26 protein-coding genes and 1 tRNA gene (1 of these 27 cut by a window edge) are annotated in these 25,000 nt (G+C 65.5%); 13 read left to right on the top strand and 14 right to left on the bottom strand.

What is annotated here, in order from left to right:
• Positions 1-1,035, top strand: the 3' portion of a protein-coding gene (locus DEIPR_RS00135; protein WP_083801513.1) for a D-alanyl-D-alanine carboxypeptidase/D-alanyl-D-alanine-endopeptidase. Its footprint begins 267 nt before the window's first position; only the last 1,035 of its 1,302 coding nucleotides appear in the window; the start codon falls outside the window, past its left edge; its stop codon occupies positions 1,033-1,035.
• 147 nt (positions 1,036-1,182) lie between these two features.
• Positions 1,183-1,803: an RdgB/HAM1 family non-canonical purine NTP pyrophosphatase gene (gene rdgB, locus DEIPR_RS00130; protein WP_013613813.1), complete on the top strand. Its 621-nt coding sequence runs from the start codon at positions 1,183-1,185 to the stop codon at positions 1,801-1,803.
• Positions 1,804-1,899: 96 nt separating this feature from the next.
• Here the strand turns inward: rdgB and DEIPR_RS00125 are convergent, their stop codons facing one another.
• The gene (locus DEIPR_RS00125; RefSeq protein ID WP_013613812.1) at positions 1,900-2,337 is read right to left on the bottom strand and encodes a SufE family protein; all 438 of its coding nucleotides are present in this window, start codon (positions 2,335-2,337) and stop codon (positions 1,900-1,902) included.
• A gap of 84 nt (positions 2,338-2,421) precedes the next feature.
• On the opposite strand from DEIPR_RS00125, the gene DEIPR_RS00120 reads away from it, so the two are divergent.
• The 8 genes from DEIPR_RS00120 (at position 2,422) to DEIPR_RS00085 (ending at position 9,830) form a co-directional block, all read left to right on the top strand.
• Entirely contained in the window at positions 2,422-3,285 is an 864-nt protein-coding gene (locus DEIPR_RS00120) for a sulfurtransferase (protein WP_013613811.1), read from the top strand.
• Positions 3,286-3,339: 54 nt separating this feature from the next.
• The gene (locus tag DEIPR_RS00115; protein WP_013613810.1) at positions 3,340-3,855 is read left to right on the top strand and encodes a GNAT family N-acetyltransferase; all 516 of its coding nucleotides are present in this window, start codon (positions 3,340-3,342) and stop codon (positions 3,853-3,855) included.
• 235 nt (positions 3,856-4,090) lie between these two features.
• Positions 4,091-4,618 (top strand): M23 family metallopeptidase, encoded by a 528-nt coding sequence (locus DEIPR_RS00110; protein WP_245532702.1) that lies wholly within the window; start codon positions 4,091-4,093, stop codon positions 4,616-4,618.
• Positions 4,619-4,724: 106 nt separating this feature from the next.
• Positions 4,725-5,660, top strand: a complete 936-nt coding sequence (pdxY, locus tag DEIPR_RS00105; RefSeq protein WP_013613808.1) for a pyridoxal kinase PdxY — start codon at positions 4,725-4,727, stop codon at positions 5,658-5,660.
• A gap of 91 nt (positions 5,661-5,751) precedes the next feature.
• Positions 5,752-7,017 carry a PQQ-dependent sugar dehydrogenase gene (locus tag DEIPR_RS00100; RefSeq protein ID WP_013613807.1) on the top strand — a complete coding sequence of 422 codons (1,266 nt, stop codon included), beginning with the start codon at positions 5,752-5,754 and terminating at the stop codon, positions 7,015-7,017.
• A gap of 72 nt (positions 7,018-7,089) precedes the next feature.
• Positions 7,090-7,797, top strand: coding sequence for an enoyl-CoA hydratase-related protein (locus DEIPR_RS00095; RefSeq protein ID WP_013613806.1), 708 nt, complete (start codon positions 7,090-7,092; stop codon positions 7,795-7,797).
• A gap of 226 nt (positions 7,798-8,023) precedes the next feature.
• A complete protein-coding gene (locus DEIPR_RS00090) occupies positions 8,024-8,878 on the top strand; it encodes an SDR family oxidoreductase (RefSeq protein WP_013613805.1) in 855 nt (284 codons plus the stop codon).
• Positions 8,850-9,830, top strand: coding sequence for an endonuclease/exonuclease/phosphatase family protein (locus DEIPR_RS00085; RefSeq protein WP_013613804.1), 981 nt, complete (start codon positions 8,850-8,852; stop codon positions 9,828-9,830). The genes DEIPR_RS00090 and DEIPR_RS00085 overlap by 29 nt, the downstream gene beginning before the upstream one ends.
• A gap of 8 nt (positions 9,831-9,838) precedes the next feature.
• On the opposite strand, the gene DEIPR_RS00080 is transcribed toward DEIPR_RS00085, so the two are convergent.
• Positions 9,839-10,399, bottom strand: a complete 561-nt coding sequence (locus DEIPR_RS00080) for a hypothetical protein (RefSeq protein WP_013613803.1) — start codon at positions 10,397-10,399, stop codon at positions 9,839-9,841.
• A gap of 10 nt (positions 10,400-10,409) precedes the next feature.
• Here DEIPR_RS00080 and DEIPR_RS00075 point away from each other — a divergent pair, with 10 nt between their 5' ends.
• Positions 10,410-10,853 (top strand): hypothetical protein, encoded by a 444-nt coding sequence (locus DEIPR_RS00075; protein ID WP_041221864.1) that lies wholly within the window; start codon positions 10,410-10,412, stop codon positions 10,851-10,853.
• Here DEIPR_RS00075 and DEIPR_RS00070 read toward each other — a convergent pair.
• Positions 10,837-11,754: an RluA family pseudouridine synthase gene (locus DEIPR_RS00070; RefSeq protein WP_013613801.1), complete on the bottom strand. Its 918-nt coding sequence runs from the start codon at positions 11,752-11,754 to the stop codon at positions 10,837-10,839. The genes DEIPR_RS00075 and DEIPR_RS00070 overlap by 17 nt on opposite strands.
• Positions 11,751-12,929: an amidohydrolase gene (locus DEIPR_RS00065; RefSeq protein WP_013613800.1), complete on the bottom strand. Its 1,179-nt coding sequence runs from the start codon at positions 12,927-12,929 to the stop codon at positions 11,751-11,753. The genes DEIPR_RS00070 and DEIPR_RS00065 overlap by 4 nt, the downstream gene beginning before the upstream one ends.
• Before the next feature lie 96 nt (positions 12,930-13,025).
• Here DEIPR_RS00065 and DEIPR_RS00060 point away from each other — a divergent pair, with 96 nt between their 5' ends.
• Positions 13,026-13,604, top strand: coding sequence for a peptidylprolyl isomerase (locus DEIPR_RS00060; RefSeq protein WP_013613799.1), 579 nt, complete (start codon positions 13,026-13,028; stop codon positions 13,602-13,604).
• Positions 13,605-13,722: 118 nt separating this feature from the next.
• On the opposite strand, the gene bshB1 is transcribed toward DEIPR_RS00060, so the two are convergent.
• The 5 genes from bshB1 to DEIPR_RS00035 form a co-directional block, all read right to left on the bottom strand.
• Positions 13,723-14,442, bottom strand: coding sequence for a bacillithiol biosynthesis deacetylase BshB1 (bshB1, locus tag DEIPR_RS00055; protein WP_013613798.1), 720 nt, complete (start codon positions 14,440-14,442; stop codon positions 13,723-13,725).
• Between the two features lie 80 nt (positions 14,443-14,522).
• A complete protein-coding gene (locus tag DEIPR_RS00050; protein WP_013613797.1) occupies positions 14,523-15,107 on the bottom strand; it encodes a hypothetical protein in 585 nt (194 codons plus the stop codon).
• Positions 15,108-15,110: 3 nt separating this feature from the next.
• On the bottom strand, positions 15,111-15,830 hold the full coding sequence (locus DEIPR_RS00045) for a tRNA (adenine(22)-N(1))-methyltransferase TrmK (RefSeq protein ID WP_013613796.1): 720 nt from the start codon (positions 15,828-15,830) through the stop codon (positions 15,111-15,113).
• The gene (locus DEIPR_RS00040) at positions 15,827-16,348 is read right to left on the bottom strand and encodes an NUDIX domain-containing protein (protein WP_013613795.1); all 522 of its coding nucleotides are present in this window, start codon (positions 16,346-16,348) and stop codon (positions 15,827-15,829) included. Before DEIPR_RS00040 ends, DEIPR_RS00045 begins: the two co-directional genes overlap by 4 nt.
• Positions 16,345-16,947: an MOSC domain-containing protein gene (locus DEIPR_RS00035; RefSeq protein WP_013613794.1), complete on the bottom strand. Its 603-nt coding sequence runs from the start codon at positions 16,945-16,947 to the stop codon at positions 16,345-16,347. Before DEIPR_RS00035 ends, DEIPR_RS00040 begins: the two co-directional genes overlap by 4 nt.
• 146 nt (positions 16,948-17,093) lie before the next feature.
• Here DEIPR_RS00035 and tyrS point away from each other — a divergent pair, with 146 nt between their 5' ends.
• Positions 17,094-18,338: a tyrosine--tRNA ligase gene (gene tyrS, locus DEIPR_RS00030; protein WP_013613793.1), complete on the top strand. Its 1,245-nt coding sequence runs from the start codon at positions 17,094-17,096 to the stop codon at positions 18,336-18,338.
• A 138-nt stretch (positions 18,339-18,476) separates the two neighbouring features.
• On the opposite strand, the gene pyk is transcribed toward tyrS, so the two are convergent.
• The 5 genes from pyk to DEIPR_RS00005 form a co-directional block, all read right to left on the bottom strand.
• Positions 18,477-19,904, bottom strand: coding sequence for a pyruvate kinase (gene pyk, locus DEIPR_RS00025; protein ID WP_013613792.1), 1,428 nt, complete (start codon positions 19,902-19,904; stop codon positions 18,477-18,479).
• Positions 19,905-20,171: 267 nt separating this feature from the next.
• Positions 20,172-21,449 carry a phosphopyruvate hydratase gene (eno, locus tag DEIPR_RS00020; RefSeq protein WP_013613791.1) on the bottom strand — a complete coding sequence of 426 codons (1,278 nt, stop codon included), beginning with the start codon at positions 21,447-21,449 and terminating at the stop codon, positions 20,172-20,174.
• A gap of 225 nt (positions 21,450-21,674) precedes the next feature.
• Complete coding sequence (gene dnaN / locus DEIPR_RS00015) at positions 21,675-22,757, bottom strand: DNA polymerase III subunit beta (RefSeq protein ID WP_013613790.1); 1,083 nt, start codon at positions 22,755-22,757, stop codon at positions 21,675-21,677.
• Between the two features lie 550 nt (positions 22,758-23,307).
• Entirely contained in the window at positions 23,308-24,687 is a 1,380-nt protein-coding gene (dnaA, locus tag DEIPR_RS00010) for a chromosomal replication initiator protein DnaA (protein WP_049775176.1), read from the bottom strand.
• 164 nt (positions 24,688-24,851) lie between these two features.
• Positions 24,852-24,926, bottom strand: a tRNA-Val gene (locus tag DEIPR_RS00005).
• Between the last annotated feature and the right edge of the window lie 74 nt (positions 24,927-25,000).

The following is a 25,000-nucleotide window of genomic DNA, read 5'->3' as shown; positions in this document are numbered from 1 at the left end:
GAACTGAACGGCATGGACGGCTGGTGGAGTACCGAGCTCACCGTGCCGGCCGCCGAATGGGGTAGGGAGCAGGTCTCGGCGCTGACCTTGCGGGGCTCCGCTGACCCGACCCCTACTGTGACCGGCCCCAACGATTCACTGGCTGACTTGGCCGCCCAAGCCGCCAAGAACGGTATCCGCGAGGTAGGTACCGTGGTTCTGGACGACGGGAGCCTGCAGCCCGACAGCTGGCAGAACGCCGTGATTGAGACACCGATGGCCGCTTTCATGCCGCAGGAGTGGTTGGAACGCCGCCCGGCCAATGCCGAAGCTTTTCGCAGGGAGATTCATGCTGCTCTGATAAACGCACTTGAGGAGGCGGGAATCCATGTGGCCGACCGGACGCTGACCTCAGCTGCGGCTCCGGCAGCAAGGCAGCCTGCAGAAGGCGTAGCGAGCGTGCAAAGTTCCGACCTGGCCGCCTTCCTGGCATCCACCCTGCGCCCCAGCGACAATCTGCGGGCTGAAGAACTGCTGGCCTCGGTCGCGGCGCAGCCTGGGCAGCCCGGCACCCTGGAAGCGGCTGGACGGCGGGCCGCCGAAATCCTGCACGGGTGGGGAGTGGATACGGCAGGAATAGAGCTACACGACGGCAGCGGCCTGACCCGCGACAACCGCCTGACGGCCCGCGCCCTGGTGGACCTGCTGGACGTGATGTACCGCACCGGGGGCACTGGGCGGCCTTACAGCGACCCACTGACCGTATTTGAGAACGACGCCAACCCCTATGCCGAAGCGCTGGCCCATGCCGGCGTAGGTGGCAGCAAATACGGCCGTGGCGGCACCCTGAGCGGACGGCTGGTGGGGACAGGTCTGGACGTGCGGGCCAAAACCGGCACCCTGCCCGGTGTGAGCAGCCTGGCCGGCTATGTGGTGGGCGGGAGCGGACATCCGCTGGCTTTCGCAGTGCTGATGAATGGGCCGGAAACGGCCCCGATTCTGGAACTTCGGGCGGTGCAGGACCGGTGGGTCCAGGCCATAGCCGCGCAGTACTGAACCGTGTATAGGACTGCGTTGTAAGACCGAGCCGCACTGGGGCGCAGCAGCAAGAGAGAGACGGGCGGTATCGTCGGCGTTTGCTCCCCACTCGCCTCCCCCATTTGGACCTGCCTGGCGGCCAGGCGAGCGCCTAAACTGAGGGGCATGACACAAGAAACTTATCTGCCCCACGACGCTGCGCACGATGTGAAGCGGGTGGTGGTGGCGACCAGCAACCCCGGCAAGGTCCGTGAGATGGCCGAAGCACTTGCCGGCCTGGGATGGGAACTGATGCCACTGCCTGCTGGCATAGCGATGCCAGAAGAAACCGGCACCACCTATGAGGAGAACGCCTCGCTGAAAGCCTGCACCATCGCCACACGGCTAGGGCTACCGGCGCTGGCCGACGACTCCGGCATAGAGGTGGACGCACTGGACGGACAGCCCGGCGTGTACAGCGCTCGCTTTGGCGACTGCGCCAGCGACACCGAGCGCAACACCTACCTGCTGGACCGGCTGCGTGGCAAGAGCGACCGCCGCGCCCATTTCCGGAGCGTGGTGATTCTGGCTTACCCGGACGGCGACATGGAATGTTATGAAGGTGTGGTCAGTGGCACGCTGCTGGAAGGCCCACGCGGCACCCAAGGCTTCGGGTACGACCCGCTATTCGTGCCCGACGGTGAGACGCGTTCCTTCGGCGAGATGAGCGTGGAGGAAAAGCGACCGCTGAGCCACCGGGGCCTGGCTCTGAAAAAACTGCTGGCCGCGCATGGACACCTAAAGTAACGCAGCGTAAAGGGAAGTGCAGAGGGACAGGAGGCGGCAAAGGAGACGACTGAATCTTCTGGTTTTCCCTGCCCTCTCCTCTTATCCCACTTTCTTTTAGCCCTCGGCCAGCTCGGCCTTGAGCCGCATCAGGATGGCCCCCATGCCACGCATCCGCATCGGGGTAATCAGTTCGCTGAGACCCATATCCATGTAAAACTGGTCCGGCACGTTCAGAATAGTTTCGGGGCTTTCGCCGTCCAGCGCTTCTTTGAGAATGCCGGCGTAGCCGCGCACGGTGGGGGCTTCGGGCGGCACCTTGAAGTGCATGTGGACCGCACCGCCCTCGCCGCGCTCGGTAATCAGGAAAAAGGGGCTAGTGCATTCGGGCACCGGCTTCATGAATTCGGGATGGTCCAGGTACTGCTGGGGCGGCTCGGGCAGCTTTTTGGCGTAGTCGAGCAGGGCCTGGAGCCGCATGGCCTTAGGCATAGCCTTGAACATGGACACGATGTTCTGCAATTTGGGCGGCATGGCGGTCTGAGCGTCGGTCATGCCGCCAATCTAATGCAAGGGTGAAGGGGAAAAAGGGGCGGCGGCGCTCTGTCCTGCGGCGCACTGGCCGCTATGCTGAGTGGCATGAATGACTATGCCAAGGACGTACTGGTCAGCACCGAGTGGGTGGCCCAGCACCTGAACGACGAGAACGTGCGCCTGATCGAAGTGGACGAGGACATCCTGCTGTACGACATGGGGCATATCCCCGGCGCTGTGAAGCTGGACTGGCAGCGCGACCTATGGCATGACGTGGAGCGTGACTTTATTACGGCCGATCAGGTTAGCGAGCTGCTGGGCCGCCTGGGCCTCCGTGAAGGTGACACCGCAGTGCTGTACGGCGACAAGAGCAACTGGTGGGCTGCCTACGCCTACTGGTTCCTGACTTACAGCGGGGTGCAGGGCCTGAAGCTGATGAACGGCGGGCGCCAGAAGTGGGCCGCTGAGGGCCGTGAACTGACCGAGGACGTGCCCCACCCTGCACCCACCGACTATCCGGCCCTGTCCCGCGACGAATCGCTGCGCGCCTACCGCGACGAGGTGAGGGCCCACCTGGAAGCGGTGCGTGACGGCCAGGGCGCACTGGTGGACGTCCGCAGCCCCGACGAGTTCAGCGGCAAGGTGACCCATATGCCCAACTACCCGCAGGAAGGCGTGCTGCGCGGCGGTCATATTCCCGGTGCCCGCAACGTTCCCTGGGCCAAAGCCACCAACGAGGACGGCACCTTCAAGAGCGCCGACGAACTGAGGGCCCTGTACGAAGGAGAGGGCGTCACTGCCGACAAGGACGTGATCGCCTACTGCCGCATCGCCGAGCGCTCCAGCCACAGCTGGTTCGTGCTGCGCGAGCTGCTGGGGTACCCCAAGGTCCGCAACTACGACGGCAGCTGGACCGAATGGGGCAACGCGGTGGGTATGCCGATAGAAAAGTCCTACCGCGAGGAGTAAACCGGGAGAGGCCAGCGGGCCGGACGCGTCCGGCCCTCCTCTATCATTTGCCGCGTGAGAGACGCTCTAGAAACGCCGCGCCTGCTGCTGCTGCCCCTGTCACGCGAACTGCTGATGCAGACGCTGGGTGCCGGAACCTTCCGGGCGCAGGGGGCTACCTTCGGTGAAGGCTGGGCAGGTGAAGCGGAAGTCATCTTTCCCCTCCACCTGCTGAACTTGGGCGAAGAGGACGCCGTGCGCGGTTCCTTCGCGGTGGTCGAGCGGGCCAGCGGTCAAGCGACCGGCCTGCTGGGGACCAAGCACGCGCCCGAACAGGGCCGGGTGGAAATCGGCTACGGGCTGACCGAGGCGGGGCGCGGCCAGGGCTACGCCACCGAGGCGGTGGGTGCGCTGCTGGAACACCTGCGCGGCTGGCCGGACGTGCAGACAGTCCTGGCCGAAACCCTGCCCGACAACAGGCCCAGCATCCGGGTGCTGGAGAAAAACAGTTTCACGCTGACCGGGCGGCGGACCGACAGCGCAGACGGAGAGCTGCTGTGCTGGGCACGGCCGCTCTCCCAGCAGCTGTAAGCGCAAGCCGGAGCCACGTCATTATTCGGAGACTGGACCGCGTACTCCCGCACTGCCCGAACGGCCCTATAGCCTTGACGAATAATGCATACCGCGCTAAAGTAGTAGACATAACCGCTCGAAACCTTCCAGCAAGGCGAGCGGGTTTTTTATTGCTGCACGTATTGCTGCCCGGTGCCCTCTATGCGGGTTCATCTGTTACGGCGGTCTAACCGTGCCCTACCATACTGGGAGTGTGCGCCGCTCCCTGAACATCGTGCTTCCCCTGCTGATTCTGCTGGCCGTCCTGGGCGGGCTGACAGCGTTTTTCTGGCCTCACATTCAGCGCAGCCGGCAGTACCTGGAACTGATGCGGATGCCAGCCCCGGTAGAGGGCAGCCTGCCCAACCCCCTGCCCGGCGCCGTGCTGACCGATACCTGGGGCGGTGCCCGCTCCGGGGGACGCACCCACGAAGGCATAGACATCTTCGCGGACCGCGGCACTCCCATTCGGTCTACCGGCCCAGGCGTGGTGGTCAACGTAGGCGAAAACCGCCTGGGCGGCCGCACGGTGATGGTGTTAGGGCCGGCGGGGCAGCGGCACTACTACGCGCATCTGGAGCGCTACCCGGACCTGCAAGAAGGCGACTGGGTAGAGCAGGGGGACACGGTGGGCTACGTGGGCGACAGCGGCAACGCCAAGGGCACACCTCCGCACCTGCACTACGGCATCTACACGCCGCAAGGAGCCATCAACCCCTACCCGCTGCTGAAAAAGCCTTGACGCGGCGGCAACGGCACCCACGGCACCGCCCGGCTCCATCCCGGAGAACAAAAAAGGCCGGCAGCGCCTGCTTTTCCGCCCAGTGCTGCGACGGTATCCTCTGGACATGACCACGCCGCACAGCCAGCCAGCGAAGAAACAGAGCCGGGACCAGCGCCCCCAGAACATCCTTTCCATTCAGTCATGGGTGACGTACGGCCACGTCGGCAACGCGGCGGCCGTCTTCCCACTGCAGCGCCTGGGCTTCGAGGTCTGGGCCATTCAGACGGTGCAGTTCTCCAACCACACCGGCTACGGCGCCTGGACCGGTAAAGTGTTTCCGCCCGAGGACATCGCGGAGCTGATTGACGGCATTGAGGCGCGGGGCGCCCTGCCCGAGTGTGACGGCGTGCTGAGCGGCTACATGGGGTCGGCCGGCACGGTAGAAGCCGTGGTCAATGCCGTAGGCCGCGTGCGGGCCGCCAATCCGCAGGCGCTGTACTGCTGTGACCCGGTGATGGGCGACTTCGGACGCGGGGTATTCGTAAATCCGGAGCTGCCGGACCACATTGCAGCTCAGGCGATTCCAGCGGCCGACATCGTGGTGCCCAACCACTTCGAGCTGGAACTGCTGACCGGCCGCAAGGTCGCCACCTTGGACGACGCCCTGGCCGCCGCTGGGGAGCTGCGGAGCCGGCTGCGCGAAGGCGGCCCCCGCACCGTGGTGGTCACGAGCCTGACCCGCGAAGACGCCCCCGAAGACAGCATCGAGACACTGGCCGTGTCGGACAGCGGCACCTGGATTTGCCGCACACCGCTGCTGCCGCTGGACCCGCCCCGCAACGGAACAGGCGACGCCATCGCTGCGCTGTTTTACGGGCAGTACCTGCGCACCGGCGACGTGGCCCAGGCGCTGAGCCTCAGCATGAGCGCCCTGTACGCCCTGCTGGAGCGCACCCACCGGGCCGGCACCCGCGAAATTCAGCTGATTGCCGTGCAGGACGAACTGGTGCAGCCGGGCCAAGTGTTCGAGGCGCAGCAGGTGATGACCGGCGCCCGGTAGGAACCGGGAACACCCCAACTCTAAGAAGCGGCTCCCGGCCGGATAAACCCGCTTCTTTTCCAAAGTGGTCACAGGCAGGACAGAGTGGAACATGTCCAGACAAATAATGCTGACCTGCCTCCTTGCGGTCACCGCCTGCGCCTGGCCCGCGCAGCAGGCGGCCCAGAACACCGGACAGGCCACTCCGGAAGCCCGGCTGCAAACTCAGCAGGCGGAGCCGCGCCCGACCCCGGCGGCACCGGCAGCGGCGACTCAGACTGCCTCTGCGGCAGCCAGCGCAGCCGCTCAGCCCTTGCCGCCGCTGCCTGCAGGCTTCGCGCCGACTGCTCCGCAGGGCTTCCAGGTCACCCTGTACGCGGACGGCTTCAGGAAACCGCGCCTGTTGGCCCTGGCACCGGGCGGCGACGTCTTCCTGAGCGACCCGGACGCCGGCAAGGTGTATGTTCTGCCTGACCGCAACGGAGACGGCGCGGCGGACAGCACCCTGACCTTCGCCAGCGGGCTGAACAAGCCGCACGGGCTAGCCTTTTACGGTCCATACCTGTACATCGCCAATACCGACGGTGTGGTGCGCGTGCCCTACCAGCCGGGGCAGACGCAGGCGCAGGGCCAGCCGGAAAAGATAGTGGACCTGCCCCCGGAAGGCGGACACTGGACCCGCACCATAGAGTTCAGCCCAGAGGGACAGCTGTTCGTCTCGGTAGGCAGCACCTGCAACGTGTGCGAGGAAAAGGACGAACGCCACGCCGCCGTGTGGGTCTACGGTGCGGACGGTAAAAACGGCCGCCCCTACGCCACCGGACTGCGCAACGCGGTGGGCCTGGAATGGCATGACGGCGCCCTGTGGGCCACCAACAACGGCCGTGACCAGCTGGGCGACGACCTGCCGCCTGAAGGTTTTTACCGGCTCAAGGACGGCGGCTTTTACGGCTGGCCGTACTGCTACACGGTAGGGGCGGGCCAGCCCCAGGTGTGGGACCGGGACTTCGGCCGCCGGGACGCCGCCGTGTGCCAGAGCGCAGTGCCCGCTTTCGCCCTGACCACCGCACACTCGGCGCCGCTGGGGCTGGGCTTTTACACCGGCACCGCCTTTCCCGCCAAGTACCGGGGGCTGATGTTCGCCGGGCTGCACGGCAGCTGGAACCGCAGCGAAAAGAGTGGTTACAAGGTCGTGACGGTGAACCCGGAAACCGGCGAGGTGCAGGATTTCCTGACCGGCTTCCTGGGGCCGGACGGCCAGACGGTGGAGGGCCGTCCGGTGGACGTGGCCGCAGCGCAGGACGGCGCCCTGCTGGTCACCGACGACGGCGCCGGGAAAGTGTGGCGGGTGGCCTGGGAGGGCGGCAGCAGTCAGTAGGTCTGCGTCCGCTGGCTGGCACCGTCAGCGGCGCTGATCCAAGCTGGGCAAGTCAGGCCGTACACTCAGGCCATGTCCACCGTAGAACTCAGCCGCAGCGGGCAAGCAGCCACCCTGACCCTCACTGCCAAAAAAGGTTCCATGCCGCCCGCCTTTTGGCAGGAGCTGCCGCAGGCACTGGCCGAGCTGGGCGACGCCCGCGTGCTGGTTATCCGGGGGCAGGACATCTTCAGTGCGGGGCTGGACGTGAAAGCCACCCTGCCGGCCATCCAGCAGAGCGGCGACTTCTGGGGCATGGTGCAGCCGATGCAGGACGCTCTGAACGCCGTGGCCGCACTGGATATTCCGGTGATTGCGGCCGTTCACGGCCACTGCATCGGCGCGGGGCTGGAGCTGATTGCGGCGTGCGACCTGCGGCTGTGCAGCCAAGACGCCAGCTTCAGCCTGCCGGAAGTGCGGCTAGGGCTGGTGGCCGACCTGGGCGGCTTGCAGCGCTTGCCCGGCATCATCGGGCGGGGGCGCACGGCACACCTGGCCCTGACCGGCGCGCCGATTGACGCCCGCACCGCCGAGCGCTGGGGCCTGGTCACCGGAGTGCTGGACACGCCCGCAACCCTCTTTGCCAGCGCCGAGGCCCTCGCCGGGCAGCTGGCGGAACTGGAACCGCACGCCCTAAGGGGCACCAAGCAGGTGCTGCGGGACGCATTGCCGCTCCAGGAGGGCCTGCGGCAAGCGGGCGAGTGGAACGCGCTGGCACTGAAGGCTCAGGCGGACCGCTAGCGCAGTCCCCAGAATGGCGTGCCTGCTCTCCTGTTCTGTGTTGGCTCTTCTGGCGAAGCAGTATCCATCTGCTCGCTGAAAAGCTGTCCACCCTGCACTTGGACGCTCTAGGGCGACAAAGGTGGCTGCCCGCCGGAGTGCAGGGCACCTGCGTAGGAGCGTGTGGGTTTCTGAGGGAAAGCCTGCCGGCAACGCGCCCAGTAGATAAACCCTCTACACTCAGGGCATGACACAGCCAGGCACTTCCGAGTCCACCTTCCGCCCCGACCTGCTGGCTGGCAAGCACGCCCTGATTACAGGCGGCACTTCGGGCATCGGCCTGGGCATCGCGCAGAGCTTCGCGGCGCACGGTGCCCGCGTCACCTTGCTGGGCCGCAATCCCGAAAAGGCCGAGGCCGCTGCCCAGACCGTCCGGGACATGGGCGGCGAGGCGCAGGCCGTGACCGCCGACGTGCGCGATGTGGAAGCGCTGAACGCGGCCGCACAGCAGGCCGTCCAGGGCTTCGGCCCACTGGACATCCTGCTGTGCGGCGCGGCCGGCAACTTTCCGGCCCCGGTAGACGGTATCAGCGCCAACGGATTCAAGAGTGTGGTGGACATTGACCTGCTGGGCACCTACAACTCCATCAAGGCGGCTGCACCCCACCTGAAGGCCCCTGGCGGCAATGTCCTGAGCATCAGCGCTTACGGCGTGCCGGTCCCGCTGCAGGCGCATGTGGTGGCCGCCAAAGCGGGCGTGGACGCACTCACCCAGACGCTGGCCGCCGAATGGGGCCTGCGGGGCGTGCGTGTGAACGCGATTATTCCCGGCCCGATTGACGGCACCGAAGGCATGGCCCGCCTGGCTCCCGACGAGCGCACGCGGGCGCAGTTTCAGCGCCTGGTGCCGCTGGGCCGCTTCGGCGTGCCGCAGGACATTGCCAATGCTGCGCTGTGGCTGGTCAGCGACGCCGCCAGCTACGTCACCGGCGTGATTCTGCCGGTGGATGGCGGCCAGAATATGCTGGGCGGCGCCCCGCAGTACCTGATGTATCTGGAAATGCAGAAGGCCAGTGGAAAAGAGCAAACAGCAGAAGTCTAGGACTGGGAAGCGGCAGCAGGGCTGGCCCGCCCGCCTGGCCTGGGCGTATCTGGCGGCCGTGCTGCTGGTATGGGGCCTGGGCGAGTGGGTGGGCGAACGCACCGTGCCCACCTTGCTGCTGGCCTACGCGCCACCTGCCCTGTTGCTGCTGCTGTGGCCCCCATTGGCCCTGCTGGCCGTTTTCCGGGCACCGGCGCGGCCTCCGGCCACGCTGGCCCTGGTGGCCGGCCTGGGCTACGCAGGGCTGACCTGGCACCTGCCCCAGCCGGTGCCTCCCGGCAGCCTGACTCTGCTCACCTACAACATCGCGCGCGGCACCCAGGGCAGCGCGGAGACTCTGGCCGCGCAGATTCGGGCGCAAGACGCCGACCTCGTGACCTTGCAGGAAACCAACGGCTGGGACGCCGAGTTCACGCCAGAGCTGCTGCGCCGGCTGCCCGGCTACCACGCGGCACACACCGGCGCGGGGGGCGAACTGCTGACCCTCAGCCGGCTGCCGGTGCTGGGCAGCCGCGAGGTGCACTTGCCCGAAACCACCCGCCGCTTTCTGGTGACCACCGTGCAGACCCCACGCGGCCAGCTGGACGTGGTGAACGTGCATTTTTCTACCGTCATGGTGAGCGGCGTGTTTAGGGGACAGGTCATTCCCACCCGCAACCGCCGGGCCACCCAGCTGGACCGTCTGCAGCGCGAGACGGCACAGCTACCGCGTGTGCTGGTGGCCGGCGATTTCAACACGCCGCCGCGTGGCCGGGTATACCGCGCCCTGAGCGGCAAGTTCGTGAACGCCTGGGACGCGGCCGGCCAGGGCTTCGGCTTTACGTTTCCCAGCCGCCTGCCCGCGCTGCGAATAGACCATGTGTTCGCCCGTGGCCTACAGCCGCTGCGCGCCGAAGTGCTGCCCGCTGGCGGCAGCGACCACCGGGGGCTGCGGGTGGTCCTGCGCAACTGAACCCAGGCTCAGGCTTCTTCCAGCCAGAACACCCCGCCCAGGCCCAGGCGTGGCTGCAGGTGCAGCGTGGGCTTGCCCACCAGCGGGGCCACCAGTTGCCCTTCCAGGCCGTGCGCAGTCCCGGCATAGGCGCTCAGCAGGCCGTAATGCTGGGTACGTGGGCTGAACTCAAACCCCACGGTAGGAATGCCCTGCTTCCAGTTGTGGGCCAGCCTTGCCCGCGTGTCAGGCCGGTAACCCCAGTGTCCCCGCGCCCGCAGCGGCAGCCCTTCCCTCTCCAGCACTCTGCTCAGGCCCAGCAGCCAGCTCCAGGGCTGCACCGCCCGCTGCCGGCCTGAGAACGGCACCACCCAGGCCCCCAGCTGCGGGGCCAGCCTCGCGGCCAGGGCGTCACGCTCCGGCTCCGGCAGCGACAGGCCCAGCCGCCTGGCCTGCCAGCCCAGCAGCACCGCCGCCGTCTGCGGGCCACACCCCACATAGCCGCCCTGCCACTGGCACTGGCCGCCGTCGCTCGGCAGCGGCAGGGGAAATGGGTGCCAGAGTTGATTTCCTGATTCTGTATATGACATAATTTCTCACATGGAATACGTGGGTATGGAATCCGGGGGCACGGCTGGCGTGATGGAGCGACTCCAGCGCGTCCTGGCCGATTCTATCGCTCAGCAGCTGGAGGGTTACGGCCATGCCCATGCCGAGGCGCAGCTGCTGGCCGCCGTGGCACTGGAGCGGCTGAACACTGCCCTGCAGGTCCGCGACGAACCCGGCACCGAATTCGCCCGTATGGCTCCGGGCGACCTGGGCACGCTCTGGGAAGAACTGCGCGCCGCCGGCGCCGGCCGCCTGCTGCTGGACATCCGCCCGGCCAGCGACCCGGCCGCCGCCGAGCGCGGTGAAATTGCCGTGAATGTGGTGGAAGTGGAGCGCCGGACCGACTGGGGCACCGGGGACTTTATCGAGGACTCCGCCTTCGAGCTGCACCTGCGCCGCGAGGAACTGCTCGACCGCCTCAGCCGGACGAACTGAAGCCCGACCTCAACTCCGGCGGCACCGGGGCGGACAGGCTCAGGTGCTCGCCGCCTGCCGGGTGCCGGAACTCCAACCTTTCGGCGTGCAGCAGATACCCCAGGTCGCCGGGCAAGGCGTCCGGCCGGGCCTGTCCGCCGGGCAGATAAAGCGGGTCGCCCAGCAGCGGCAGCCCGGCGGACGCCAGATGAATACGAATCTGGTGCGGGCGGCCGGTCTCGATATCCACCTGAAACAGGGTGCTGCCGTCCCGCCGTTCCAGCACCTGCGCCCGGCTGCGTGACGGCTTGCCTGCCGGCGTGGCTGCGTAAATCTGCCCCAGCCGGGGGTGGTCCACCAACCCGATGGGCGCGGTGATGTCGTACTTCTCCTGCGCGGCCACGCCGGCCGACAGCGCCCGGTAGCGCTTGTGAATGCGGCCCTCCCGCCAGTCGGCGGTGAGCCGCGACCCGGCCGCCGGGGTCAGGCTGCACAGCACCAGCCCCGAAGTCCCGCGCCCCAGCCGGTGCAGAGGCGTAGCGGCCGGCCACTGCCGGCGCAGCAGGGCCAGCAGGGTGTGGTCCAGAAATCCTCCCGCCGGCAGGGTGGGCAGACCGGACGGCTTGTGAACGGCCAGGATGTGCGCGTCCTCGTACAGCACGCTGAAGTGCAGCGGCACCGCTTCCTCGGCCCAGGGCGGTCGGTGCCAGGCGAGCCGGTCCCCAGGGCGCAGGGACTCGCTGCCCGCCGCTGGATGACCATTCAGCTCTACTTCACCTGCCGCCAGCCGCGCCCCCCAGGTCTGCCGGTCCGAGTGGGGATAAAAGCGGGCGTAATAGTCCAGCACACTCAGGCCCGCCGCCTGTGGCCGCACGCGCTCGCGGTAGCTGTAGCCGGAGTTGAGGGCTGCGCCGGCGCTCACCGGGACCGGGTAAAGTGCCGCGCCGCCGCGACCATCATCTGCACGCCAGTTTCCAGCGCCGACTCGTCCAGCGTGAAGCGGGGGTGGTGGTGCGGCCACTGGCTGTCGGCCTCCAGCGAGCCGCTGCCCACTGCGAAAAAGCAGCCTTCCGACTTTTCCAGGTAGGCGCTGAAGTCCTCGCCAGCGGCCCACATGTCGGCCTGAATCACCCGGTCCTCGCCCACCACCTCAGCGGCCAGCTGGCGCACCTCCTCGGCCACCCAGTCGGTGTTCACCACCGGGCGGTAGGCGTGCAGGTACTCGAACTCGTACTCGGCGCCGTGGGCCGCGCAGATGCCGGCCACCACGCGTTCAAGCAGCTGCGGCGCCCGCTCGCGCAGTTCAGGGCTGAACACCCGCACCGTGGCAGCCAGCCGCGCCGTGTCGGGGATGATGTTGTCGGCGGTGCCGGCGTGAAACTGCGTGACCGACACCACCAGCGGCTCGAACGGCGAGACGGCGCGGCTGACCACATGCTGCAAGTTGGTCACCACCTGCGCCCCGATGGCGACCGGGTCCACCGCTTGCTCGGGCATGCCGCCGTGCCCGCCCCGACCACGAATGGTGAGCTGGAACGAATCCGGCGAGGCCATGAACATGCCGGGCCGCACCGCCACCACCCCGGCCGGATAAAAGCTGAGCAGGTGCAGGCCCAGGCTCACATCCACCCCGTCCATCAGCGGCGTCTGGAAGACCAGCTCCTCGGCGCCGCCCGGCGGGGTTTCCTCGGCATGCTGGAAGATGAACCGCACCTCGCCGGTCAGCTCGGCGCGGGCCGCGCTCAGCAGCTGCGCGGCGCCCAGCAGGATGGCCGCGTGCCCGTCGTGGCCGCAGGCGTGCATCGCCCCGGCATTCTGCGAGCGGAACTCGAAGGTGTTTTCTTCTTCTATCGGCAGGGCGTCAATGTCGGCACGCAGCAGCACCGTGCGGCCCGGCCCTGCCTCGCCATGCAGCACGGCCAGCACGCTGGTGGGCGTGGGCTGGCTGACCTCCAACCCCGGCATTCCCTCCAGCTCGGCGCGGAGAAAGGCCGCCGTCTGGTGCTCCTGAAAGCTGATTTCGGGGTGCTGGTGCAGGTGCCGGCGCCAGCAGGTCAGTTGTTGGCGCAGGGCTTCGGGCAGGGCGTGCGGAGACATGACGACAGGGTAGCGCTCCGGCCCGCTCTGATTTCCGCGCTTCCTTCAAGCTGCACTGAACCCGCTCCCCATCTGCCCGCCCCAACTTGCGGCACAATGTGGGGCATGGACAACTACATTCCCAGCGGCTACCAGCTCTCGCCTATGCTCAGCAGCGAGCGCAAGACCCAGTTCAGCCAGGCCCCTGAACTGGGCGAGGCCACCGAACCCGGCAAGGCTTATCAGGCTGTGCTCGAAACCAGCAAAGGCCGCATCGTGGTGGAGCTGTACCCCGACGAAGCGCCCATGACCGTGAACTCCTTCGCGTACCTGCTGCGGCACCACTACTACGACGGCATCAAGTTTCACCGCGTGATTGACGGCTTTATGGCGCAGACCGGCGACCCCACCGGCACTGGCATGGGCGGCCCCGGCTACCGCTTCGAGGACGAATTCGCCGGCAACCCCCACCGCCACTCCGAAAAAGGCGTGCTGAGCATGGCGAACGCCGGCCCCGGCACCAACGGCTCTCAGTTCTTCATCACCTTTACCGCCACCCCCCACCTGGACGGCCGCCACACCGTGTTCGGCAAAGTGGTGGAAGGCCTGGACGTGCTGGACAAGCTGACCCGCATTCAGCCCGGCATGCCCGGCACGCCCGACGTGATTGAGCGGGCGTACCTGGTCGAGAAGTAAGCCACCATTGGGCACCTTTGGGCCGAATGAGCGGTCTAAAGGTCTAAGCGTCGAAGGGTCTAAGAGAGGCAGCCCAGTAGCTCTTAGATCCTTCGACCTTTTGACCCTCAGACGCTCGTCAGAGCAGCTCCGGAGCCAGCAGCAATTCCCCCTCTACTCCAAAAGCCTCGGCGTAGCGCACCCTGGCGAGGGTGCCCCAGTAGCCCAGGCGGGCCAGGCGGCGCTCCACCACTTCGGGGGTCACGGTTTCGCTAACTGCCGCGCCGCTGAACTGCGACTCGTGGGCACGGATGGCAGCTTCCCAGCGCGGGAGGCTGGCTTCCACGTCTACCAGCAGCGCGGGCTGGATGTCGGCGTTGCCCTGAAACAACAACACGCGGGCGGGCCTGTGGGGTTCTCCCGGCACCTCGGCGCGGCGCAGGCCGGCCAGATGCAGAGCGCGTTTGCTCAGCGCGTAGGCTCCGTAATGGTCAGGATGCCGGTCCGAGGGGTGCGGCACAACCAGCACACGGGGCCGCAAAATCCGTAGGGCTGCGGCCAGGGCGTGCGCTTGGGCCGGGTCGTCACGCAGCTCCCCGTCAGGCAAGCCCAGGGTGCCGCGCCAGGTCAGGCCCAGCGGCACCGCTGCCGCCGCGCATTCCTGCATCCTCACTTCGGGCGTGCCCAGCGTGCCCATCTCGCCGCGTGTCAGCTCCAGCACGCCAGTGCGCTGTCCGGCGTCGCCCACCCGGATGAGTGTGCCGCCCGCGCCGATTTCTGCGTCATCGGGGTGAGGGGCCAGCGCCAGCCAGTCCAGCGGGGTCGCCGCGCCGTAAGTCGTCGTCAGTTCGTAACCCATAGCCGGAGTGTATAAGGTTGACTAATACCGCATACGGCGCTAGAGTAATGAACATAACCGCTCCAAGTGAGCGGGTTTTTTTATGGCTCGAACATGCTGTGCCGGATGGTTGGAGCTCCTTCATCCTGTAGCCACCAGGGGCGCGGCGCCGTCAGGTAGACAAACGCACTCAGCATCACGCTACCGCACAGGCACAGCACACCCGTCACCACCAGGCTGGTGGACATATCGGGGTTAAAGAAACTGAGCCGAATACCGCGTAGCAGCGGCAACGTCTGCCACAGCAGTCCTGCCAGTGCCAGCGGGCCGAGGGGGGATAACCAGCGCCACCAGACCCAGCGCCCACGTCCCAGCAGCAGCGCCGCCGTCAAAGCCCAGCCTGCCAGCACCGCCAGGCCCACCGCCCAGGTAAACTGCCCCGCCACCGCCCGAGCTGCCACAACTGCTGCCGCCGAGTTTTCAGGCGCATCTAGCGTGATGGCACTCTGCACCTGAGCGGGCCAGTCCAGGGCCAGCAGCGAAGGCAGAGCGAGCGCCAGCACCAACGCCACCGCTGCCGTCCAGCGCTGCTGCGGCCAGGAGCGCTGCGCCAACGCGCCCCAGCCCAGACCTGTCAGGGCCGCCAACAGCAGCAGAGGGAGAAACAGGAACAGCAGCGGCAGCATCGGTCAGCCCTGCCGCCACTCGTCCACGTTCCAGCCCAGGTACGTCAGCGCCTCCAGCACCGCCCGCAACTCGCGCTCGGCGGGGCGGCCAGGTGCGGCGGCAGGGGCGTAGCGCCCGTAAGCATCGGCCAGCACGCGGCGCAGCAAGGGGTGCCGCTCGCGCAGCAAGCGGGGGCCAAAGCGTAGAGCCGCCGCTTCGGGAAGGTCAGCGTAGGCAGGGTCTGACCCGTCCGCCTGCCGCAGTGACAGCACGGGGTAGGGCCAGTAACCGTCTATCAGCGCTTCGGCGTCCAGCCAGTAGCCTGCCTGCCGCGCCCACTCGCGCAGGGCCAGCGGCGAGTCGTTGGGCTGCACCACCACCCGCCCAGGCAGCTTGCCCGCCTGCCGCCCCCGCTCCAGCACGCCCGCAATGGTGCCCGCGCCCAGCCCTGTCATGCTCACGCTCTGCACCTCGCCCACGGCCAGCGGCGCGAGGCCGTCACCCTGGCGCAGCTCAATCTGCCCCGTCAGCCCTGCCCGCGCCACCTGCCGGCGGGCCAGTTCCAGCGGCGCGGCATTCAGTTCCACCCCGATGCAGCGCCCCACCCGCCCCGTCTGAAGTAGCCGGATCGGCAAGCCCGCATGGTCGGTGCCCAGGTCAGCGTGCGTCTCAGCGCGGATAAAGCCCAGCACCGCTTCCAGGCGGGGGTCCAGTTTGGGTTGAAAGGCGGGCAGGTCCATCATCCAACCTGTTCTAGCGCACGCAGCACCGCCACCTCACGGCGTAGCCAGCGCGGGGCCGCGGCCTGTGCCTGCGCTCTGGCATTGGCCGTGGCGGCCTGAGCGGGCGTGACCAGACAGGGCGTGAGTCCCAGTTCGGCCTCGTAAGCTTCCAGTGTAGGTGGGTGCTGCCCCAACCTTACCTGACAGGGGTAGTAGAAAGAATCCATCTGAAACACGTCTGCTGCGGCCTCCTGCGCCCACGACAGCTCGGTGACGGTCAACAAAGGCAGGCCGAGTTCCAGCAGTTCCGCACCCAGTTCCTCGCGCAGCTCGCGGGCCAGGGCGACGGCATGGCTTTCGCCCGTCTCGGTCCCTCCGCCCGCAAACTTGTAGCAGCTCCAGCGCTGCGAGTGCAGCAAGCGCAGCCGTTCCCCCTCCCAAATCACCGCCTTGACCGCGACCCGCGAGGCTACCCGTGCGCCGCTCTGTACCTCCTGCATCAACCCTGGCGCGTGCTCAATGGTGGGCAGCCGAATCATCCCGCGCCCTCCTCCCAGGGCCGCACCACGTCGCCCACCCGCACCCGTCCGCCCGCAATCACCCGCGCCGTCAGGCCGCCGTGTCCGCGCACCGCGTTGTAACCGCCCGGCCCCAGGTTCTCTTCCATCCGCGAGCAGGGGTGGCACTCGCCAGTGCCTTCCAGCAACACCTCGCCCACCCAGAAGCGGCGGTCCTTGAGGGCCAGCAGCGAAATGCCCGACACCAGCAGGTTGCGCCGCAGCAGCTCAGGCGTGACCGCCTCCAGCCCCGCCAGCGCCGCAATGACGGGCAGGTGCTCGGCTTGCAGCAACGTCACCTGCCGCTTGCCGCGCTCGACCCGCACAGGTGAGCCAGCCGCCGCCCCAGCAGAGGCCTCAGCCACCGCAGGGGCGGCTCCGCCAAGCGCCCGCAACCTCGGCGGGGCCACTTTGCCGTGGTCCCCAATCACGCCGACCAGCGGGTGAATCTCGGCCTCTGGCACGCTGAGGACGGGGGCACGGCGGGCGGAGCGCAGCCCAATCCATTCCAGTCGCCCCGGCCGGGGCAGGTGGGCGCGCAGCTGCGACATGGTGAGCATCCCGCCCATCTTAGCGGGCATGCTAAATTGCGTGACATGACAGCGCCGAACCAGAGCTATTCTCCCCGCCGCTAGGGTGGGGCTAGACGGTTCGGCACCCCCAGGCGGCGTGACTTCGGTTGCGCCGCCACTTTCTTTGACCCCCAACCCCCGAAAGGACACCCTCCATGACCGAAATTCGCCCCAACCTGCCCGTAGACGAACAACTTTCCATCCTGAAACGCGGCGTGGTGGACCTGGTCTCCGAAGAGGACCTGCGCCAGAAACTCAGCCGCAGCCTGGAAACGGGCCAGCCCCTGCGCGTCAAGCTGGGGGCCGACCCCACCCGCCCCGACCTGCACCTCGGCCACGCGGTCATTTTGCGGAAAATGCGGCAGTTTCAGGACCTCGGCCATAAAGTCATCATGCTGATTGGCGACTTTACCGCCACCATCGGTGACCCGACCGGCAAGAGCAAGACCCGCCCGCCGCTCACGATTGAGGAAGCCCGCGCCAACGCCCAGAGCTACCTGGAGCAATGCCGCCTGATTCTGCGCTCGGAGCCGGAAGTGCTGGAAATCCGCTCTAACGGCGAGTGGCTTGAACAACTTGGCTACAAGGACATCATCGGCCTGACCGCCAAATACACCGTGGCCCGCATTCTGGAGCGCGACGACTTCAGCAAGCGCCTGAGCGCAGGCACCCCGATTTCCATGCATGAGCTGCTCTACCCGCTCACGCAGGGCTATGACTCGGTGGCGCTGGAAGCAGATGTGGAACTCGGCGGCACCGACCAACTGTTCAACAATCTGGTGGGCCGCGCCCTGCAGCGCGACTACGGCCAGGAACCGCAGGTGGTGATGACCCTGCCGCTGCTGGTGGGCCTGGACGGCACCGAAAAGATGTCCAAGAGCCTGGACAACTACATCGGTATTAGCGACGAGCCACACGCCATTTTCGCAGGACTGATGAAAGTGCCTGACCCGCTGCTGGCGAACTACTTCACCCTGCTGACCGACTTGCCGCAGGAGCGGATAGACGAGCTGGTGGCAGGCCACCCGGTAGAAGCGCACCGCGTGCTGGCTCGTGAGGTGCTGGTCTGGCTGGCCCCAGGCGCCGACCCCGACGCCGCTGAGGAGCGCTTCCGCAGCGTGGCGAAAGGCGGCATTCCCGACGACCTCCCCGAAGTCGTGGTAGACGCCGCCGAGCTGAACGACGAAGGCCGCGTCAGCATGGCCCGCCTGGTGGTGCTGGCAGGCCTGGAACCCAGCAACGGCGCAGCCCGCAAGCTGATTCAAAACAGGGGCCTGAAAGTCAGCGGCGAGGCCTACACCGACGCGCAAGGTTGGGTAGAACGTGAGCAGCTGTGCATGGAAGGCGGCCTGATTCTGCAAAAAGGCAAGGATAAATTCAAACGACTGAAAATGGAATAAAAATCCGAGCTGAATTTGCAGAAGTCGGTTCCAAAGAATCTCGTCGCCGAGCTGCGCTGTGTATGTAGAAAGTTATCCACATTTGACGTGTGGATAACTTCTTTCATGTGGAAAAGTTGGGTCTGGGGCCGGAGCGGCCTAGTGCAGCTTCTCGACGCGCAGCATGTTGGTGGTGCCGCGTACCCCGAAAGGCACTCCAGCCGTGATGACGAAGCGGTCGTTCCGCTCCGCCAAGCCGCTCCGGGCGAGCACCTCGGCGGCGATGCGGACCATATCGTCAGAGTCCTGGGGGTCTTCGCTCAGGATGGGAATCACACCCCACAGCAGCGTTTGCTGATTGCGGACATGCTCGTAAGGGGTTAGCGCCAGGATGGACAGGGGTGGGCGGTACTTGGCGATACGGCCCGACGAGCCGCCGGACGAGGTAAACGCCACGATGGCCGCCGCTTCCAACTTGACCCCGATCTGGCAGGCGGACATGGCGATGGCGTCCTGGGATTCCACGATAGGCGAGCTGAGCTGCTGCAGCGCCTGATACTGCTCGCTCTGCTCCACCTCGCGGGCAATGCGGTCCATCATGGCGACAGCCTCGACCGGGTACTGGCCGACCGCCGACTCGGCACTCAGCATCACGGCGTCGGTGCCGTCGTAGATGGCGTTGGCTACGTCACTGGCCTCAGCGCGGGTGGGGCGGGGAGCGTTAATCATGCTTTCCAGCATCTGGGTAGCCGTAATGACCGGCTTGCCTGCCTCACGGCACTCGCGGATCAGGTCTTTCTGGATGGTGGGCACCTGCTCAGGGCGCATCTCCACCCCCAGGTCACCGCGCGCCACCATGATGCCGTCGGCCTCCCGCAGGATTTCGCTGAACCGCTCTACGGCCTGCGGCTTTTCGATTTTGGCCATCAGCTTGGCGCGGCTGCCGGCACGGGTCAGGTAGTGGCGGGCCAGCAGCAGGTCGTCCCGCGAACGCACGAAGCTCAGCGCCACCCAGTCCACGCCCAGTTCAGCACCAAATTCCAGGTCCTGCACGTCCTTATCGCTCAGCGCCGGCACCGACAGGTCGGCTTCGGGCACGTTGATGCCCTTGTTATTCTTCAGCCGGCCGCCCACCAGCACGCGGGTCTGCACCTCATGGGCCGTCACGTTCAGCACCTGCAGGGTCAGGTTTCCGTCGTCCAGCAGCAGGGTCATGCCAGGAGTGACGTCCTGTGCCAGCTGCTTGTAGGTCGTTCCCACCCGCTCCTGATTGCCCAGCACATCGTCCATCGTGATACTGAACAGGTTGCCGGGCTCCAGCAGGATACCGGCCTCGTCCTCAAAGCGGGCCACCCGGATTTTGGGTCCCTGCAGGTCCTGCAAGATGCCTATGGCGCGGCCCTTCTCGGCGGCAATTTCGCGAATCAGTTCTACGGTGGCGCGGTGGTCCTCGCGGTCCCCGTGGCTGAAGTTGATCCGCGCCACGTTCATGCCGGCGTCAATCATGCGGCGCAGGGTCTCCGGATTGCGGCTGGCCGGACCCATCGTGGCCACAATCTTGGTGGCCCTTCCAAAAGCGTGTTTCATTATCGTCTCCTTACAAAAAAGCTTCTCGGTTTGCGGTCCTGCTGGTATTACCTGCACTGTGTGCCCCCAGGGCTCTCACAACTGCGCCTGTCAGGCTAGCAGCCCGGTTTCAGCGCAGTGTAAGCCAGTGTGCCGTAGCGCCCGTTACCCATGCAAATGCCCCAACAGGGGCGGACGAACGGGGAAAAAGACACCTGCCCAGCGTGCATCACACACGCTGAACAGGTGTCCCGCCGGGCTACGCGCAGGCGCATCCGGCCCGAGGGATCAGCCCTTCTGGTTAAATGCCCGGCTGCCGAGGTACACGGCGCGGTCGCCCAGCTCGTCCTCGATACGCAGCAGCTGGTTGTACTTGGCGATACGGTCCGAGCGGCTGGCCGAGCCGGTCTTGATTTGTCCGGCGTTGGTCGCCACGGCCAGGTCAGCGATAAAGGCATCTTCCGACTCGCCCGAGCGGTGGCTGATCACGGTGGTGTAGCGGTTGCGCTTGGCCAGCTCAATGGCGTCCATGCTTTCGGTCAGGCTGCCGATTTGGTTCACCTTGACCAGAATCGAGTTGGCAACGCCGCGGTCAATACCCTGCTGCAAGCGCTCTGGGTTGGTCACGAACAGGTCGTCACCCACCAGTTGCACCCGGCCACCCAGGCGCGCGGTCAGCTGCTCCCAGCCTTCCCAGTCGTCCTCGGCCAGCGCGTCCTCGATGCTCACGATGGGGTAGCGGCCCACCCAGTCTTCCCAGAAGTCAATCATGTCGGCCGTGCTGAGGGTCTTGCCCTCACTTTCCAGGTGATACTGGCCGCCTTTGAAAATCTCGGTGACCGCCGGGTCCAGCGCAATCTTGATGTCCTTGCCCGGCTCGTAGCCCGCCTTCTCAATGGCTTCCAGCAGCACTTCCAGCGCTTCCTCGTTGGACTTCAGATCCGGGGCGAAGCCGCCCTCGTCGCCCACGTTGGTGTTGTAGCCACGGGCCGACAGCACCTTTTTCAGCGAGTGGAAGGTTTCGGCGCCGTAGCGCAGCGCCTCACGGAAGCTGGGCGCACCCACCGGCATCACCATGAATTCCTGGAAGTCCACGCTGTTGTCGGCGTGTGCTCCACCATTGATCACGTTCATCATCGGCACCGGCAGGGTTTTGGCGTTGGAGCCGCCCAAGTAGCGGTACAGCGGCACGTCCAGCGCGTCTGCCGCAGCGCGGGCAGTGGCCAGGCTCACGGCCAAAATGGCATTGCCGCCCATCTTGCTCTTGTTGGGGGTGCCGTCCAGCGCCAGCATGGCGGCGTCAATTTCAGCCTGCTGGTCAGCGTCGAGGCCAGTCACAGCCGGCCCCAGGGCTTCATTCACGTTCTTAACAGCGCTCTGCACGCCTTTGCCCAGGTAACGGTCTCCACCGTCACGCAACTCCAGCGCTTCATGGCTGCCGGTGCTGGCCCCACTCGGCACAATGGCACGGCCCTTGGCGCCGCAGCTCAGGTGCACTTCGGCTTCCACAGTGGGGTTGCCGCGCGAGTCCAGCACTTCACGGCCAATGACTTTTTCGATGTTCATGGTGACACTCCTTTACGGAAAGTAGGGAAATGAGGGGGTGGGGAGGGTGGAACTCCGTTTAATATAGACGGCCTCTGAAACGGGAGCCTGCAGAGGCATAGCGGCACACTTGACCAAGGCTTCATTCGCCTAGCACTGCACCAGTGCAGTCTGCCTGTCCATCTGCACCGGCCCGTGCTGGCCCTGAAAGGCCCCTATACAGCCCAGCGTGGCATGCCTGCAGGCCTAGACCCGCAGAGCCACCAGCACGGCCATATAGCCGCCCCCAGCTGCCGGACGGAAAATGGCCGGCTTGGTGGATTCGGCAAACAGCATCTCGGCCTCGCCTTCTATGGGGCCCAGGGCGTCCTGAACGTACTTCGCATTGAACGCCAAGCTGATGGCAGGCTCCGTACCGCTTTGCTCTACGCTCAGGGTGTCGTGAGCGCGGCCATAGTCGCCTTCAGCATTCAGCTGCAGTTGGCCTTCGGTAACCAGAAATTCCACGCGGTTGTTGGCATTCTTGTCGGCCAACACGGCCACGCGGCCTACGGACTCTTTGAGTGAGCCGGAAGGCAGTTTGACCTGCAACTTGGTGTCGGTAGGAATGACGCGCTCGTAGTCGGGAAATTCGCCGTCCAGCAATTTCAGATTCATGCGTACCCGGTCAGTGGTGACGCTCAGCTGGCCCTCGCCGTAGCTGAGCTTGGCTTCGCCGTCACGCAGCATGCGGACCAGCTCGTCCACACTGCGGGCGGGCATGATGAGTTCCCGCACCTCACCTTCCAGGGCGAAGTCGTGCAGGGCCACCCGGTAGCCGTCGGAAGCGACCACACGGGCGCCATTGTCGCGCTTTTCCAGCTTCACGCCGCGAAATACGGCCTGGAAAGCTTCGTTGCTGGCCGCATAGCGCACGCTGTTCAGAGCCCGTGCCAGGTCGGAGGCTTCTACCGTGGCGTCCACCTGGCTGGGAAAGTTCAGTTCAGGAAAAGCAGCCACATCACCCGTTTGAATCTTGAAGTCTGAGCCTCCAGAGCGTACTGACAGCTCGTCGCCGCTCAGTTCCAGCTCAACCAGCTCGCCCCCCAAGGTCCGCACGATCTGCGACAGCAGATGCGCCGGCACCACGAATGCCTGTGGGTTTTGCACTTCTGCCGGCGCAAAGCTAGCCAGGTCCACTTCCAAATTGGTGCCACTCAGATGGAGGCCCTGTTCCGTGGCTTCGATCTTGAGCGAGGTCAGCAGAGGGTTGGAACTGCGGCTAGGAACCACCCTTTCGAGGAGACCCAGACCTTCACTCAGGACTTTCTTGGTTACGGTGGCTTTCATCGCTCTCAGTCTAGCCGGTGTGTCGCGGAGTAGCGCTGCTTGATCTATCTCCAACCACCTCTGGTCTCTCTTTTCTGGAAACCCTAGGTGGTCCGGTCTCCAGGTCCTGTCAAGAGCTCTCTACTCTCTGTTCTTTTTAAACTTAAAAAACTAGTAGTAGTAATAGTAGGCCCTGTGGAAACTGTGGAAAAGCCCCTTGGAGGCCGTCTATAACGACATTCTCCTTGTGGACAAAAATGTGGATAAGTCACCTCTGCCTGTGGATAACCTGTGGATAACTTGATCACTTATCCACAGGGGAAAAAAGGCTGGAGTTTTCCACAAGTTTTTCCACAGGATTTCGGGGGTTATCCACAGGGTTATCCACAGGGTTATCCACAGAAAGGGAAAGTTTTCACAGGTGTTTGGAACAACTTTTGGAACGTTTAAGGGTAGCTGGGCACTCTCTATACATGTCTTGTAAGAGTCCTATCCCCCTCTAGGTTGACCGAAACAGAGTGTCTCATCTCAGCCGAGGCAAAACTGGGGCACTCGAAACTCGGGCTGAGCCTCAGTGCTCGCCCTCAGGTTCGTGTAGCCCTTCCAGGTGGCGGCGGAGGCGGCTCACCTGAGCGGCCATCTCCTCGTCCTTTTTAATGCTTTCACTGACCTTGCTCACTGCGTGCATAACGGTGGAATGGTCACGGCCGAAATATTGGCCGATTTCAGGCAACGAGTGAGGAGTCAGCTCCCGGATAAGGTACATGGCGATTTGCCGGGGCACCACGATGTCTCTGGCCCGTCCGGTGCCCCGAATCTGCTCGGTGGTGACTTCGAACAGTTGCGCGGCGGCGCGGACCACCTCAGACATTTCCACTTGCAATTCCTGCGGCGCGAATACGTTAGACAGTGCCTTGGAAGCCACCGCCCGGCTGAAAGGGACATTGTTCAAACTGGAAAAGGCCACCACCCGCATCAGCGCACCTTCCAACTCGCGGATGTTGGTGGTGACCTGCCGGGCGATCAGCTCCAGCACTTCCTGCGGAATGTTGATATTGGCCTGCTCGGCATTCATCTTGAGAATCGCCACCCGCGTCTCGAACTCCGGCGACTGGATGTCGGTAATCAGGCCCCACTCGAAGCGGCTGCGTAGCCGGCCTTCGAGCGTTTGGATGTCCTTGGGCGGCCGGTCGGAACTCAGGATGATCTGCTTGTGGTTCTCGTACAGCGCGTTGAAGGTGTGAAAGAACTCCTCCTGCGTGCGCTCCTTGCGGGCCAGGAACTGGATGTCGTCCACCAGCAGCAGGTCTACCGAGCGGTAGCGGTCACGGAACTGCGTGGTTTTATCGTCGCGTATGGAGTTGATAAGTTCGTTGGTGAACGACTCGGTGGACACGTAGGCGATGCGCTTTTCCGGGTACTTCTCGGCCAGATAGTGGCCCACCGCGTGCATCAAGTGGGTCTTGCCCAGGCCCACGTCCCCGTAGATGAAAAGGGGATTGTACGCCTTACCCGGCGACTCGGCGACAGCCAGGGCCGCGGCGTGGGCCAGATTGTTGTTCGGCCCGACCACGAAATTCTCGAAGGTGTATTTGGGATTGAGAATTTTGCTCAGTTCCGGGTCCGGGCTGCTGCGGACCGGCTGGGGAGCCGCAGCCACCTTGGGCGTAGGCGCCGCAGCTTCAGGCAGAATCATGGCTTCTTGCACCGCCGGCAGTACTTCGAAGCTCACCTGCGGGTGTTCAGCCCCCAAGCTGCGTAGGGCGTCTTCCAGCAGTTCGAGGTAGTGCTTGCGGAACCATTCCTGCGCGAACGAGTTGCGGACCCCAAGCACCAGCGACCCTTCGCGCACGCCTAGGGTTTTGACCGGAGCGAACCAGGTGTGGTACTCCACTTCTGAAATGTTGTTGCGGACATAGGCCAGCACGTCCGACCAGATTTCCTGAGAAATAGCGCACACCTCCTGGGGCTGAGAGCTGGGCAGCGCGGGCATTCCGGCTGCCGAGCACAGCTGCGGCCAGCATAGCAAGCGGCCGATGAAGCGGACGGGCAGCATGCCACTGCTGGAGCTGACAGCCAAGAAAAAGCCCCGCCGGAGCGGGGATTTCTATACGATGGTGGGCGATACGTGATTTGAACACGTGACCCCTCGCGTGTGAAGCGAGTGCTCTACCGCTGAGCTAACCGCCCATCTGCGTGCACTGTGCACTGCGGCCCATTTCGGGTGGTGGGCCCTACCGGACTTGAACCGGTAACCAATCGGT

Origin of the sequence: Deinococcus proteolyticus MRP (assembly GCF_000190555.1) — a bacterium.
Classification (GTDB): domain Bacteria; phylum Deinococcota; class Deinococci; order Deinococcales; family Deinococcaceae; genus Deinococcus; species Deinococcus proteolyticus.
The sequence above is the reverse complement of the archived record's forward strand: the minus strand, read 5'-3'. Positions and strand labels throughout refer to the sequence as shown.